This is a genomic window from Gemmatimonadota bacterium (assembly GCA_030747075.1).
Classification (GTDB): domain Bacteria; phylum ARS69; class ARS69; order ARS69; family ARS69; genus ARS69.
In genome coordinates, this window is sequence record JASLLL010000001.1 from 124,283 (window position 1) to 138,103 (window position 13,821).

Here is a 13,821-nt window from a genome sequence, read left to right on the forward strand (position 1 = left end):
AGGGAGTATAGCGGAATCCGGCGGTGTGGGAAGAGGCGCGTGGGGGGTGCCGGAACCGGCCAGGCGACCGCGCGCGGGAAGGCCCGCAACCGCAAGCCGGGTGCGCCGTGAGGCGGGCGTGAGGAATCGGCAGCCTTGTCGAAGCGACCGGGGCAGACTAGACTGGTGCCATGATCTGGCGATTCCGCTCTTCTTTCCGGTCACCCACGGCTCTCCGCGTCGCGGCGTTGCTGCTTCTCATTGCGGGTGTCGCCTGTGAAGCGGGACACCTCGAGCACCATGTCGGCGATGTCGGCCACCAACCCGGCTCAACCGACCCGGAGCATCACGCCTGCTGTGTCCTTCACGGCGTGGATGCCGTAGGGGACACCCCCCGGTTCACGGACGAACTGGTCGTGCTGGGCCGCGCGCGCGTCGCGTCGCCCGAGCGCCTCCCCGAGTTCGACGGACCGCGCCTCCCGGACTCCCGCGCGCCTCCGACCGCCTCCTGACGCGCAAGGAAACACGAGCATGACCGCCGTGGGCCAGACCGGTCCCTGCGGCGTCTATCTTGTTGTCTGGAGGAGACTGTTATGAAGACGACTCTGCTTGTCGCCGCCATCCTGTCCCTGACCGTCAGCGCCGCGCTCGGCGCGTCGTCCACGGCCACGGGCGTGTCCAACGACATGAACCCGGCCATCAGCTTCAATGCCCTGTTTCTGGGGCAATGGAACGACGGCTCATCCACCGCCGACGAAAACTTCGCCAGGCTCCAGGAGGCGGAGGTCCAGTTCACCTCGGCAGTCGATCCGTTCTGGGCCGCCGATGTGGTGGTGGCCTTCCATCCCGCCCACGATCACGAAGACGGTGAGGGGCATGGCCTGGAGACCGACCTGGAGGTCGCCGCGCTGACCAGCACCGCCATGCCCGCCGGCCTGGGCCTGACCCTCGGCCGCTTCTACCTGCCCGTCGGCCGCCACGCCATGCTGCACACTCACCAGTACCCCTTCGCCCGGGCGCCTCTGGCCCAGCGCCGGATCCTCGGGGACCACGGCCTGAGCGAGGTGGGTGCCGCGGTCGACGCCTCACTGCCCCTTCCCTGGTGGTCGGAGGTGATGGTGTACGGTGTGAACGGTGACGCGGAGATCTTCAACCCCCATGAGGACGCGCTTGTCGTCGGCGCCCATTGGTCGAACCTCTTCGATCTGGGCGACGACGCCACCTTCGAACTCGGCGGGTCGTACCTGAGCGGGCCGGGTGCTCCGCACGAAGACGAAACCGGCAATCTGGCGGTCGCCGGATTCGATGCCACATGGAAATGGACTTCTTCGGCGAAATCCCACGGCCCTGCCGCCGAGGTGTCCGTGGAGGCCTACCTGCCTGATGCCGAGCATGGCGAGGCGAACCCCGTGGGCTGGTTCGCTCTCGCCCGGTACCGCGTCCACCGCGACTGGTGGGTGGGCGCCGGCTGCGGGGAAGTGGACGGGGCGCTCGAACACGACCACGAGAAGGAGGACGGGGAACGGGCCGACTGGACCGAGTGGAAGGCCGCCGTCACCTATGCGCCCAGCCACTTCAGTTCCTTGCGTGGCGAGGTGTCGCGCACCGGGAAGACCGGCGGCGAAGCGGCGAATCTGCGAGCCTCGGTGCAGTGGAACTTCACGATCGGGTCGCACCCGGCGCACCTGTACTAGGAGGACGCCATGACGCGCATCATCCATGCCCTTCCGCTTCTGCTCCTCGCGGTCGCGCCGCTCTCTCCCGATGTCGCGGAAGCCGGCCTGAGAGTCGTGGCCACCACTTCGGACCTTGGTGATCTCGCCCGGCTCGTGGGCGGCGACGATGTCGAGGTTTCGGTGCTCTGTCCCGGCTCGACCGACCCCCATTACCTGTCGGCCAAACCCAGCCTGGCCCGCAAGCTTGGCAAGGCTGACCTGCTCGTCTACAACGGTCTCGAACTGGAGATCGGCTGGCTGCCCCGCCTCATCCGCAAGGCGCGCAACCCGAAGGTCCGTCCTGGAGCCGACGGCGAGTTGGACTGCTCCTCGGCCCTGACGGAGGTCCTGGGTGTGCCGCACGATCATGTCGACCGCGGCCACGGCGACATCCACGCCCTGGGCAACCCCCACTACACCCTCGACCCCCGCGCCATGGTGCGAGTGGCCCGGCATATGGCCGCACGCATGGGTGAACTCGACCCCGACCACGCCGCGGCCCATGCCGCTCGCGCCGACTCCTTCGCCCGGGTCATTCGCGGCAGGCTGGCCGGGTGGGAAGCGGACATCGCCCCGGCCCGGGCGGGGCATGTGCTTCTCTACCATCAGACTTGGGCCTACCTGGTCCACTGGCTCGGCCTCGATGTGTATGGAGAGATCGAGCACCGTCCGGGCATCACGCCGTCACCCCGGCATGTGCAGGAGATGATTGACCGGGGCCGGGAACTGGGTGATGTCATCGTGGTGGCGGCCACCTGGAGCCATATCGATGTGGCCCGCCGCGCCGCCCACCGCATGGGCGCGCCCCTGGCCGTTCTGCCGGCGTCCACGGGTGCGGTGGATGGCGTCGACAGCTACCTGCACCTCATCGACGCGATCGTAAAGGGGCTGGCGACAGCCGCGGCGGAAGGAGCCGGCTCATGAGCGGCTTTCTCGAAATGATGGCGGCCCCGGTCGTCCTGGCCCTGGTTCTGGTGGCCATGCACTCCCATCTGGGGTGGCATGTGGTGCGTCGGGGGGTGATCTTCGTGGATATCGCCCTGGCGCAGGTGGCAGCCTTCGGCGTGGCGGTCTCGCTGATCCTCGGCGGCGAGATCGGTTCCGACATGACCCACTTCATCGCGCTGGTCACCACCTTCCTGGGCGCCGGCCTGATCGCCTTGAGCCGCACCCGCGGCGACCGGGTGCCCCAGGAAGCGTACATCGGCATCATCTATGTCGTGGCCAGCGCCTCGATGATCCTGGTGCTCACTCAGGTACCCCACGGTGGCGAAGAGATCCGCCACCTGCTCGTGGGTGCCATCTTGTGGGTCACCTGGCCGGTCGTCGTGAAGACGGCGGTGCTGTACGCGGCCCTCGGCGGCCTGCTGTGGCTCTGGCGCGTTCCGCTCTGTCGCATCTCCACCGACTCGGAGGGGGCCCGCCGCAACCGTCTCCACGTCGGCTGGTGGGATCTGGTGTTCTACGCGATCCTCGGCACCGCCGTGACCTCGAGCGTACAGGTAGCCGGGGTGCTGCTGGTGTTTGCGTTGCTGGTGGTGCCTACGGTGATGGCGGCGAGGCTCTTCCCGGCCAACCGGGTCCAGTTCGTCTACGCGATGGGCGTGGGAGTACTGGCTGTGGTGGCCGGATCCGCAGTGAGCTATGTGGCCGACCTGCCAACGGGGGCGGCCATCGTATGCGTGTTCGGAGGGTTCCTCGTGATCCAACTGCTCGCGGAGAGAGTCGTGCGGCGCTGATCTCACTCCGGGCGACGGGTGATCAAGGCGCTGTGCGCTGGCACGGGGCGGTCGGTTCCTCTTGTCAAGATGCCGGGGAATGGCCGCGGGGGGACTCAGTCCAGAATCACCAGCCCGTGCTCCACAATCAGGAGCGAATCCGCCCGCACCCGCCCGGTCGCATCCACATGGAGTGATCGCGGAAAGGGAACCACCCCGCGGTCCTCCCCATCCTCGCCGCCATTCCCGTCCCCCCCGGCAATGAACAGCCAGGTCGCCCGCGCGTCCGCCTCCTCCGCCGTGGGTGCAATGGCGGTCGCGCTCCTCGACCCGCGCGCGGGCCAACCCGATCTCGGGTCAAGAATGTGATGGTGGCGCACTCCGTCCACTTCCACAAAGCGCTCGTAGTCGCCGCTGGTTGCCACGGCCGCGTCCTCCAGTTCGAAGTGTCCCAGAAGCTCCCCCGCCCGGCGCGGGTGCCGGATGCCGATCCACCACCGGCGGCCGGGTCGCTTGCGTCCCGACGCGAAGACATCGCCGCCCGCGTTCAGCAGGAAGTCGCGAAGCCCGCGTTCACGAAGCACCGCCGCCGCGCGATCCACCGCGTATCCCTTTGCGATCGCGCCCAGGTCCACGCGCGTCACCGCGGACGGCAACCGCACGGTCCCCGCTGCCGCGTCCATCACCACCGCGCCCGCACCCACGCCCGGCAGGAGGGCCGCCACTTCCGCCGCCTCCGGGACGCGCGCGTCATGGTCGCCGAAACCCCACAGCGCGGTGAGCGCACCCACGGACACATCGAAGAGCCCGCCGGAACGCGCGCGATACTCCCACGCGCGCGCGATCACGCCGAACGCCTCCGGCCCGACCGGTACCGCCTCCCCGCCCGCCGATTCATTCAGCGCGGCGATGTCGCTCCCGTCCCCTTCCGTATGAAGCAGCGCCTCCACGCGTTCCATCTCCAGGAACGCTTCCAGGAGTGCGGCGCGCGCGTGCGATTCGTCTTCCGCGAGAACGGTCGCTTCGACGAGCGTGCCCATGAGGATTCTGCTGACGGAGACTTCGACGCGCTCCGGCCCGGCCGCCACGGGCCGCGCCATCATCAGCGCGACGACCACCACGCCCACGGCCGCCCGCGTCAGCGCGCGCATGTCAGAACCGCACCCGGTACCCGATGCTGGTGACGATCGCATGGAGATCCGTGCGCCGCGTGAACCAGTCCGGCGTGTCCGTGCGGCGGTGGTACCATGCGACGCTCGCGTTCAGGTCCACACCCTCGCGCCCGATCACCGGCAGGTCGCCAAAGAGTCCGCCGCCCGCGCGTACCGTGAGTTCCACTTCGCGCGAATCCCCGGAATCCAGCTTGGAGTCCACCGTCATGAACTCCTCCGGCGCGTCATACGATTCGCGGAAGAAGTCCGCGCGCGTCTGCCGGTAGTACCGTCCGCCGATCCCGAGGGTCACAAGTCCGTCGCGGAAGTGCCTGCGAAGGAGCGCGCTTGCCGTGTTCGACTCCACGCTCCACGAGTCCCAGTAGAACCGGTAGCCCACCTGCAACGACATCCCGTCCGCGATCATCCGGTTCACGCGAGCGCCCACCGCCTTCCGTCGCCGCCGGTCCGGCGACGCGGGTTCGTACCGGCGCGCCGACGCGTGGTCGGGATAGACAATCGTCACAACCTGATAGGGATCGGACAGGAAGCCGCTCATGTCCGTGTACGACAACTCCGCCTGCGCGATCGTTCGCCTCCCCAGAATGCGGGAGACGCCCGCGCTCAGCGTCGTCACGGTCTTGTCCCTTCGCCAGTCACGCGTCTGGGGGAAACTCTCGTCGCGGCTCCGCACAAACCCCACGCTCAGTTCCGTGTTCTTGCGGTGGAACGGATGCGACGCGCGCGCCGCAATCGTGGCGGAGGTGTAGTCGTGCTCGGTGCTGAAGAGCACATTCAGCGACGCCGTCCCCTCTCCCACAAGCCCGGTCACGCCGAGCCCGGCTTCCTGGCGAAGTTCGTCGGGGGAGTCGTCCGCGCCGCCGCCTTCGTTCGTGGTCGCCGAAGTCACGCCGTCCACATCGAACCGGCTTCGCATGGAGGCGGCGGAGATCGCGTCCACCAGATAGCGCGCGGAGACGCTCACCGACTCCGACACCCGGCGCGACGCCGACACGGTCGGATAGACGATGCCCACGCGGTAGGTGTCGAAGTACCCGTTGAACGAAACCTGCACTTCGTCCCCGGGAAGTTCCTGCGCGTTCGCGGGGCCGAGGGCGGGCATCGCCGCCAGAGACGCCACCGCAACCCGCGCAAGGAGACCCGTCACCCGCACCCGCACCCTCCGCTCTGCGCGCCGGTCGCCCCCGCCGAGCCTTCCCGGTAGTCGCGGTGGTGTTCTCGCACGCCCTTGTCGATGGCGTTCTCGTCAAAGACCATGATGGGGTCGGACAGCGTCTCGCGCTCCCACGGTTGCACCGTCGCGCACCCGGAAAGGGCGACCGCGGCGGCCAGCACCAGCGCCACTCCCCTCCGGCGTCTCCGTTTACTCATCCGCCGCATCCGCCGCATCCTCCGCAGCATCCTCCGCAACATCCTCCGCGAGAAGAGCGGCGATCTCCCGCTCATACTCCGCCCGGTCCGACTTGCGAAAACCCGTGTGGCGGCTTCGCACGATCCCCGCGCGGTCGACGAGCACGGTCGTCGGCATTCCCTCCAGAGCGTAGAGCGGGGGGGTCGCGTGGTCCGGGTCATACGCGATGACAAACGGCGGCTCCCCCCCGACGCGCTTCAGAAACGCGTCGGCCTTCTTCCGGTCCGTGTCGAGGTTGACCGCGACGATCTCAAGCCCGTGGTCGTTGTGCTTTTCGTACAGCTCCACGAGCACCGGGAACTCAATCCGGCACGGCTTGCACCAGCTCGCCCAGAAGTCGACCAGCACAACGCGGCCACGCAGGTCGGAGAGGTGAACGACCGAGTGGTCGTCTTGGGAGATGACAAAGTCCGGCGCGGCCTCCCCGGGCGAGGCGGGCGAAGCCAGCGCGGGCGCGGCGGCCAGGAAGGCGATCACCACGGCGGCCCGGATCATGGCGCGAACCCCGGCGCGTCGCGTCCGCCCCCGCCGGAGGGCGCGATCGTGAAGGTGAGTCCGTCAGCGTGGCGCCCCCGGTCATCCCGCACGCGCACGAAGAAGCCCGGGCCGTGCCCCCAGTCCGCGCGGACCTCCGGAACCTCGAGAACGCCGTCGGAGGGCGCGTCGTTCAAGAGCGTTGCGATGAGCACGCTCGCGTCCCCGTCCACCCGTCGCAGGTCCACCGTGAAGCGGTCCGCGGGCGGCCCCACCCATTCGACGAGGCGCCCCACACCCTGCGGCCACTCCACCGCCTCGCCGAAGGGGTAGGTGATCTGGATCGTCTCGAAGTCCGGATCGTCCCACTCCACTCCGTGGCACTGATAGCACGACGGCGCGTAGGTCTCGATGAGTTCCTCGCTCTCGCGGGTCTTCGCGATCGCCCAGCCCCCGCGAAGGTTCGCGTGATGGCAGTGGTAAGCGAAGCAGGAGTTGCCATGCACAAAAGGCTCCTCCGCACCCGCCTTGTGGAACGCGCCGTTCTCCGATTCGTCGTGGTCGGGTGGGATGGGTGCGCCGGGTTCCGTGACCGAGGAGAGACACGCGGGCAGAAGACCCGCCAGAAAGACGCACGCCGTCGCGAACGCAACGGACCGGCGCGTTGGGATGGGTGATCTTCCGTGCAAGCGTCGTCCTCCGGGTCGAGTCGCGTGAATGTAGGGGAAACGATGGCGCGTGGGAAGCGTGGAGCCTGTGCGCTCAGCGGCCGTAAGCGGCAAAGGCCGCCCAGTAGAGCGGGTGATTCCAGTCTTCGCGAACCGCACGCCCCGCCGCCGCCAGTGCCGCGGGAACATCCCGCGACCCCCGCGAGGCGTATTCTTCGTAGAACGCCTCCATGATCCGGCGGGAGGCTTTGTCGTGCGCGCGCCACTGACTCGCCACCAGACTCCGCGCGCCCGCGCCGAGAAACCCCAGCGCAACGCCGGTCACATCATCGCCACGGCCGGTGAAGGTCAGCCCCGTGTCGCACGCGCTCAGGACGACCAGCTCCGCGCGCAATCGCTTCTCCTGAATGTCCGCAAGGAACAGCGCGCCGTCCCCGGTGGTGATCCGCGAGAAGGCGGGGTTGTCGTCGCGGAAGGACCCGTGCGCGCTCAGGTGAACCGTGCGAGCGTGCGGGATGCGGTCGAGCAGTTCGGCTGTCGTCGGGTCGAAGAGGACGCGCGTCTTTGCCGAAGGAAAGTGCGCGGCGGCGGTCTGTACTTCGCGGCGAACCTCCGGCGGGCCGCTCCGAACCGTGGCGGCGAAGAGGTGCTCCGCATCGCGCGGGATGCTCCGGCGACGGCGGCCGAGCACGCTTCCGCGCGGGCGGCGGACGCCCTCCGGTGTGTACTTCCTCCGCGCGACGAGCGATGCGGGCGACACCGCCACCGGGCGACTCGTTCGCATACGGTAACCCGAGGGGCACGCAAAAGGCCCCTCGAGGACCCGTTCCACCGGATTCAGACGGTCAGGTTCCCAATTCTCCAAAGAGAGTCGGGTTTCTCCCCCGAGCCTGACCGACAACGAATACACAACCCTGTGTGGAACGGAGTCCCCAAGAGGCCCCATCTGAGAGGAAGTAGCCTGCCCCCGGCTCCCTGATACAGAAATCCCGCTCCGGGCTTCATTTTTTCCGACCCCTGCGCAAGCCCACCGGGCGAGGGCCGACGCGCAAGCCCACCCCCTCCGATCCGCCCCTCCGTCTCGCATGGCGGCCAGGGGCGGGTGTGTGGATATTACTTGACAGTGTGACCCGCTACTGCTAAATATCCGCACTGGTCGCGTCTGTTTGTGTGCCCCACGCGAGAGACTTGGCTATTTGGCGCATTTTCCTGCGATCCGGAGGGTTCCCCATGATCTCCCTGCCCCTCTTCCGCGAAGACCCGATCTCAGACGCGGAGCATGAAGCCTGCCTTCGGACCTTTGGGCTCCGCTACTTCGACCGGGTGCTTCCCATTGTCTCCTCCAGTTCTCTTTGCCCCCGGGGCCGAATGACCCCCGGCGACGGGGCGCAGCTGTATGTCTTCCGCTCGCCGGGTTCGGCGAGGAAGAACCGCGGGGTGGTGTTCCATCTCCAGCGGACGCCGGACGACGGATGCGTGGAGGTCGCGTTCAGGCCGTGGAAGGATGGCACGCTACCGGTGACGCCGGAGGTGTGGCAGGAGCTGGGGCCGGACTCGCGGCGGCCCGGGAGGACGGGGTGGCGCGGGTTTCGCGTCGAGACGCGGGAGGATGTCAGCCGCGCCATCGGGATGGCGGAAACGGCGGCGGAGCGGTTTGACCAGCTGTGGGGGAAGTGAGGGGGCGGGTGACCGGTCGGGGACGATATCTCTTGATGAATGCCCCGACCCGCTGATACTGATGTTTGTCTGTTGAGTGAACCCGCGATGTTATTGTGGAATGTCTCCATCGCCCTCGGGCGATGGCCCCATTGAAGCAGACGGAGAGCCCGCCCGCCGCGCCGGAGTCGCCGGAATACGGCGAGCCGGACCCGCAGGGGGGCCTCTTCGATTGAGGGCTCCCTTGACGGTTGGTGCCGTTGCGGGGAGGAAAAACCCCATTTCGAGCGCGGATCGTAAAGTCGGGCTTGCGCAAGACCGCCGCAACTGGCCATCCATAGCCAGTTGCGGCGGTCCAGCGCATTGAGACACCCCCGGGAGCCCGCACTTGACACAGAGCGCTCAAAGACGTAGTTTTCTCCCCATGAACGGAGCGGAGCGTAAAGTGACCACGCAGGAGTTCTTCTCCCGGCACCCGGTCTTCTCGCTTGACCGGGCCGTGCGGGAGCTGGCCCCGGCGGGGGAACGGGACAGAACGCGGGAGCGCCTGCGCTACCACCTCGACCGGGGCACGCTGAAACTCCTGGCCCGTGGGCTCTATGCCGTCGTTCCGGCGGGGGTCACGCCCGATGGCTTTCAACCGGACGCATTTCAGGTCGCTGCTGTCGAGCGCCCCGATGCCCTGTTCTGCCACCACAGCGCCCTCGAACTTCTCGGGGCGGCTCATTCCACCTGGCGCGATTACACCGTCTTCACCGCACGGCGGCGCAAGGACCTCCAACTCGGGGACGCGCGCATCCGCTTCCTGCAAATCCCCGCCGCCATGAAGGGCGAGGAGGAGCAGCCCCTCGGGTCACGCCGGATCGAGCACCGGGGGAAGTTGCTGGCATGCACCGGACCGGAACGGACCCTGGTCGAAGGGTTTCGCCGCCCTTCTCTGGTGGGTGGCCATGAGGAGTTGCTGGCTTCGGCAGGCGGCTTCACCGCCTTGGACCTGGACCTGCTCGAAGAGGTGCTCCGGCGCTATGGCGCCGCCAAGCTCTGGGCCGCCACCGGCTGGTTTCTCGAGCGTTTCCGAAACCGCTTTCATGTCTCGGAGGCTGTACTGAGGCGGTGGGAGAAAGAGGTGCCAGCCTCCCCCCAGTATCTCGAACGAAGGCGGCGGGGCGGCCAGTTCTTCCGGCGTTGGAATCTGGTCGTAGCGCGCGAGCTGGAGCAGACCGGAGGACCCGATGAGCCCTAGCCTCGAGTATCTCGAGCGCTGCGCTGCCGATAGTGGATTCGCGGTGGCGACCCTGGAGAAGGTCGCGCGTCTGGGGGAGTTCGCCGGCGATGTGGGGCGGCATGCGTTTCTCAAGGAAGCTCTCGTCCTCAAGGGTGGCACGGCCCTCAACCTGGGCTACAGGACCCCGACTCGGCTCTCGGTCGATCTCGATTTCAACTACATCGGGGCTGCGGATCGCTCGGCAATGCTGGAGGACCGCCCCCGGGTGGAGCAAGCCGTAATCGAGCTTGCCCGACGATCCGGCTACCGCGTCCAGCAATCCGCCGATGCCTTTGCCGGACGCAAGATCTACCTCGACTACCGTTCCGCTTCCGGCCCGCAGGATCGTATCGAGGTGGACCTTAACTTTCTCTTCCGGACTCCCTTCGTCCCGACCGTTCGGCGTGAACTGTGGCAACCAGGAGAGCTGGACAGGCCTTCGCTTCCCTGCGTCGGGGACGATGAACTGCTCGCTGGCAAGCTGCTCGCCCTAGTGGAACGCTGCGCCGCCCGCGACGCCTGGGATGTGGCCAACCTGGCTCCCGATCTTGTGGAGTGTCTTGGGCAGCCGACTTTTCGTGCGCGTTTCGTGGCGATCGCCGGGACGCTGGACCACCCCCTTGGGACCTACGGTCGAGAGCGGCTCGAAACACAGTTGACCCAACAGGAGGTGGAGGAGCGGCTGCTGCCGATGCTGGCCCAAGGCCGGAGCGTGGAAGCTGGCGAACTCGTTACCGCCGCCTGGCAGCGGCTGGGCGCACTGCTCGCTCTTCGCCCGGAGGAAACGCTCTACATGAACGAACTGGCGGAGGGTCGCCTGGCCCTTGAGGGGCTGTTCGACGGCGACCAGGAGGAGATCGGTCGGTTCGCTCAACACCCGGCGCTACGCTGGAAAGTTCTCAACGTCCGTCGGCACCGCAAGGGAGCATCCTGAACCATGGCCCTCAATCCGATCGTCTATACCGAAAAGGTGGTGCGCAGCTTCCTGCGCTACCAGAGAGGTGGTCCCACTTTCTTGGACAGCCCGGCGGCCAAGCTAAGGTGGACTCCACCAGCAAGCTGGGGTTGGATGAAACACAACATGATACTTGTATCTCAGGAACCCGCTGGTCCATGTTCAGGTTGATCTGGTCCTATTTCGGGAGGCGTCGAACATAGCGTTGCACCATTCGACCCGTCGGCTTCGCGGTCGGCCCGATGGTGAACGCCACACCCCCCTCACCCCCGGTCCGCGCGGCGCGTCTCCTCCGCCAGTCGCGCGGCTTCCGCCTCCCCGAACGCGCCCTCGGCCATGCGCCATCCCCAGTTCCCCCCGGCGACCCCGGGCCGGTTCATCCGCGCGTCGCTCCCCAGCCCCAGCACATCCTGCATCGGCACAATCACCGTCTCCGCCACCGATTCCATCAGCACCCGGATGGCGTCCCAGTGAATCTCCCGCCCGTCCCCGCCGGTGCGCCGGAGCAACGCATCCCGCTCCGTCGCCGCCTCTTCCGGCGACCGTGCCGCCTCGTCCGGGGTGCCTGAGAACCACCCGGCGATCGTGTCGTTGTCGTGCGTCCCGGTGTACACCACGGAGTTCGCCTCATGGTTCTCCGGGGCGTGCTCGTTCTCCGCGGGGTCTCCTCCAAACCCGTACTGCAGAATCCGCATCCCCGGAAAGCCGAACCGCCGCCGCAACTCCACCACCTCTTCCGTGATGAAGCCCAGGTCCTCCGCCACCACCGGCACCTCCCCCAGCGCGTCCCGAAGTGCGTCAAAGAGCGCCGCGCCCGGCCCGGGCACCCAGCGCCCCCCCGCGGCCGTCTCCGCACCCGCCGGCACTTCCCAGTGCGCTTCGAACCCTCGAAAGTGGTCGATCCGCACCACATCGAACAGCCCCAGCGCACTCCGCATCCTCTCCACCCACCACGCGAACCCGCCCTTCGCCATCTCGTCCCAGCGGTAGAGGGGGTTCCCCCACAGCTGCCCCGTTTCGCTGAAGTAGTCGGGCGGAACACCGGCGACCCCCGTCGGGCGGCCCGCCGCATCCAGCAGGAAGCCGTCCCGATGCACCCAGACATCGGCGCTGTCGTGCGCGACGAAAATCGGCAGGTCCCCCATCACCCGGATCCCGACCCCGCGCGCGTGCGCCCGAACCGCGTCCCACTGCCGGAAGAAGAGGAACTGCGCGAACGCCACTCGCTCGACCGATTCCGCCAGCCGGTCTCCTGCCGCCGCCACCGCCGCCGCGTCCCGGTCGCGCAGTTCCACGGGCCACTCGGTCCACGCCGCCCCCCCGTGCGCCTCCTTCAGCGCCGCAAAGAGCGCGTAGTCGTCCAGCCACGCCGCCTCTCTTCCGCGAAACGCCTCCCATGCGCGTCGCATCTCCCCGCCGCCCGCGCCCTCCCGGAACCGCGCGTGCGCCCCGGCAAGCACCGCCGCCTTTCGCCCAATGACCGCGCCGTAGTCCACGCGCGCCGCCGCGCCACCATCCCCTCCCGCCCACTCCCGCGCCTCACCCTCCGGCAAGAGCCCCTCCGCCCGCATCCCCTCCTCTGACACCAGAAGCGGATTCCCCGCAAACGCGCTGAAGCACTGGTACGGGGAGTCGCCAAAGCCGGTCGGCCCGAGCGGGAGCACCTGCCACACCGTCTGCCCCGCCTTTGCGGCACGCGACAGAAACGCAAGCGCCGCCTCTCCCAGCGTCCCGATGCCACCCGCACCCGGGAGCGATGTCGGATGCAGCAGCACCCCGCTCTCTCTTCGACCGAACACGCTTCCCCTCCTGCACGCTCCAAAGCCCCGCCGGGTCTCGCACCCGCCCGCAACGGGAGCGCACGATAGATCCCTCCCCGCGCTTCCGCAAGTTGTGACAGTATGGTCGGCATCCGAACCGCGTGGTACTCTATCGTCGGATGTTCGCCTGTTGTCGCAAGACCGCCTTACCTGGAGCGCCCATGCGCTTGGCAACCGACCTCCTTCTTTCGTACTTCGATGAATCCCGCTTCGTCCCCGCGCTCCGTGCCCGCAGCAAGAAGGGCGTCATCAAGGAACTCGCGGGGGCGCTCTCCGTGGACCCGGACATTCGCCACCCGGACATTCTGCTGGAAGCGCTCACCTCCCGAGAGTCGCTCGGCTCGACCGGCATCGGAAAGGAAGTCGCCATCCCGCATTCGCGCACGCTCTCCGTGCCCAGACTGAAGGTGCTGCTGGCTCGCTCGAAGAAAGGCGTGGACTGGGAATCTCCGGATCAGAAAGCGGTACGCCTTTTCTTCCTGGTGGTCGCCCCGCCGCAGGAGAAGAACAATGTCTACCTGCCGCTTCTCGGTTCTCTCGTGAGCGCCATGCAGGACACGAAGAGTCGAGATGCCATCCTTGGCGCGAAGAACTTCGACGACGCAATGGCCGCACTCAGGGAGGCTTTCCGTGGCTGAAGGTGGCACTCACAAGCTGGCCGCGCTTCAGGACATCGACCTGATGATCCGGGAGCGCAAGAAAGAGGAGGAGCTGGGCTTCTCCACGGCGGGGATCGAGAACCTGGAGAAAGCCCGCGCGAAGCTCGTGAAGTCGGTCTCTCCCCGGGATCTCCGCAACTACGACCGCCTCTCCCGAAGATACGACCGGGCGGTCTCCCCGGTGATCGGAAACTCCTGTCTGGCCTGTTCCATGGCGGTCCCCACCTCCAAGCGCCGGGAAGGGGAAGACCGCCGGACGCAGACGCTCGTCACCTGCGAGAGCTGCGGACGGATTCTCTTCTTCGTGTAGGGGGGGGTCCGGCATCCGGC

General features: G+C 67.7%; 16 protein-coding genes. 9 read left to right on the forward strand and 7 right to left on the reverse strand.

Annotation, left to right across the window (positions count from 1 at the left end):
* Positions 1–170: 170 nt before the first annotated feature.
* The 4 genes from QF819_00420 (at position 171) to QF819_00435 (ending at position 3,433) form a co-directional block, all read left to right on the forward strand.
* The gene (locus tag QF819_00420; protein MDP6801628.1) at positions 171–491 is read left to right on the forward strand and encodes a hypothetical protein; all 321 of its coding nucleotides are present in this window, start codon (positions 171–173) and stop codon (positions 489–491) included.
* Between the two features lie 81 nt (positions 492–572).
* Positions 573–1,673, forward strand: a complete 1,101-nt coding sequence (locus QF819_00425; protein MDP6801629.1) for a hypothetical protein — start codon at positions 573–575, stop codon at positions 1,671–1,673.
* A 9-nt stretch (positions 1,674–1,682) separates the two neighbouring features.
* Entirely contained in the window at positions 1,683–2,618 is a 936-nt protein-coding gene (locus tag QF819_00430; GenBank protein MDP6801630.1) for a metal ABC transporter substrate-binding protein, read from the forward strand.
* Complete coding sequence (locus QF819_00435; GenBank protein MDP6801631.1) at positions 2,615–3,433, forward strand: metal ABC transporter permease; 819 nt, start codon at positions 2,615–2,617, stop codon at positions 3,431–3,433. The genes QF819_00430 and QF819_00435 overlap by 4 nt, the downstream gene beginning before the upstream one ends.
* A 95-nt stretch (positions 3,434–3,528) precedes the next feature.
* Here the strand turns inward: QF819_00435 and QF819_00440 are convergent, their stop codons facing one another.
* The 6 genes from QF819_00440 to QF819_00465 form a co-directional block, all read right to left on the reverse strand.
* On the reverse strand, positions 3,529–4,563 hold the full coding sequence (locus QF819_00440) for an FAD:protein FMN transferase (GenBank protein ID MDP6801632.1): 1,035 nt from the start codon (positions 4,561–4,563) through the stop codon (positions 3,529–3,531).
* Between the two features lies 1 nt (position 4,564).
* Positions 4,565–5,737, reverse strand: coding sequence for a DUF3570 domain-containing protein (locus QF819_00445; protein MDP6801633.1), 1,173 nt, complete (start codon positions 5,735–5,737; stop codon positions 4,565–4,567).
* Positions 5,728–5,955, reverse strand: a complete 228-nt coding sequence (locus QF819_00450) for a DUF4266 domain-containing protein (GenBank protein ID MDP6801634.1) — start codon at positions 5,953–5,955, stop codon at positions 5,728–5,730. The genes QF819_00445 and QF819_00450 overlap by 10 nt, the downstream gene beginning before the upstream one ends.
* Complete coding sequence (locus QF819_00455) at positions 5,948–6,490, reverse strand: TlpA disulfide reductase family protein (GenBank protein ID MDP6801635.1); 543 nt, start codon at positions 6,488–6,490, stop codon at positions 5,948–5,950. The genes QF819_00450 and QF819_00455 overlap by 8 nt, the downstream gene beginning before the upstream one ends.
* Entirely contained in the window at positions 6,487–7,158 is a 672-nt protein-coding gene (locus QF819_00460; GenBank protein MDP6801636.1) for a hypothetical protein, read from the reverse strand. Before QF819_00460 ends, QF819_00455 begins: the two co-directional genes overlap by 4 nt.
* Before the next feature lie 73 nt (positions 7,159–7,231).
* Positions 7,232–7,921 (reverse strand): CHAT domain-containing protein, encoded by a 690-nt coding sequence (locus tag QF819_00465; GenBank protein ID MDP6801637.1) that lies wholly within the window; start codon positions 7,919–7,921, stop codon positions 7,232–7,234.
* 446 nt (positions 7,922–8,367) lie between these two features.
* On the opposite strand from QF819_00465, the gene QF819_00470 reads away from it, so the two are divergent.
* The 3 genes from QF819_00470 to QF819_00480 all read left to right on the forward strand — a co-directional run bounded on the left by QF819_00470 (position 8,368) and on the right by QF819_00480 (position 10,991).
* Positions 8,368–8,814 carry a hypothetical protein gene (locus QF819_00470; GenBank protein MDP6801638.1) on the forward strand — a complete coding sequence of 149 codons (447 nt, stop codon included), beginning with the start codon at positions 8,368–8,370 and terminating at the stop codon, positions 8,812–8,814.
* 403 nt (positions 8,815–9,217) lie between these two features.
* A complete protein-coding gene (locus QF819_00475; GenBank protein ID MDP6801639.1) occupies positions 9,218–10,036 on the forward strand; it encodes a hypothetical protein in 819 nt (272 codons plus the stop codon).
* Positions 10,026–10,991, forward strand: coding sequence for a nucleotidyl transferase AbiEii/AbiGii toxin family protein (locus QF819_00480; GenBank protein ID MDP6801640.1), 966 nt, complete (start codon positions 10,026–10,028; stop codon positions 10,989–10,991). The genes QF819_00475 and QF819_00480 overlap by 11 nt, the downstream gene beginning before the upstream one ends.
* Before the next feature lie 284 nt (positions 10,992–11,275).
* Here QF819_00480 and malQ read toward each other — a convergent pair whose 3' ends face one another.
* A complete protein-coding gene (malQ, locus tag QF819_00485) occupies positions 11,276–12,811 on the reverse strand; it encodes a 4-alpha-glucanotransferase (GenBank protein MDP6801641.1) in 1,536 nt (511 codons plus the stop codon).
* 188 nt (positions 12,812–12,999) lie between these two features.
* On the opposite strand from malQ, the gene QF819_00490 reads away from it, so the two are divergent.
* Positions 13,000–13,470 carry a PTS sugar transporter subunit IIA gene (locus tag QF819_00490; protein MDP6801642.1) on the forward strand — a complete coding sequence of 157 codons (471 nt, stop codon included), beginning with the start codon at positions 13,000–13,002 and terminating at the stop codon, positions 13,468–13,470.
* Entirely contained in the window at positions 13,463–13,801 is a 339-nt protein-coding gene (locus tag QF819_00495; protein MDP6801643.1) for a hypothetical protein, read from the forward strand. The genes QF819_00490 and QF819_00495 overlap by 8 nt, the downstream gene beginning before the upstream one ends.
* The last annotated feature ends 20 nt before the right edge of the window (positions 13,802–13,821 follow it).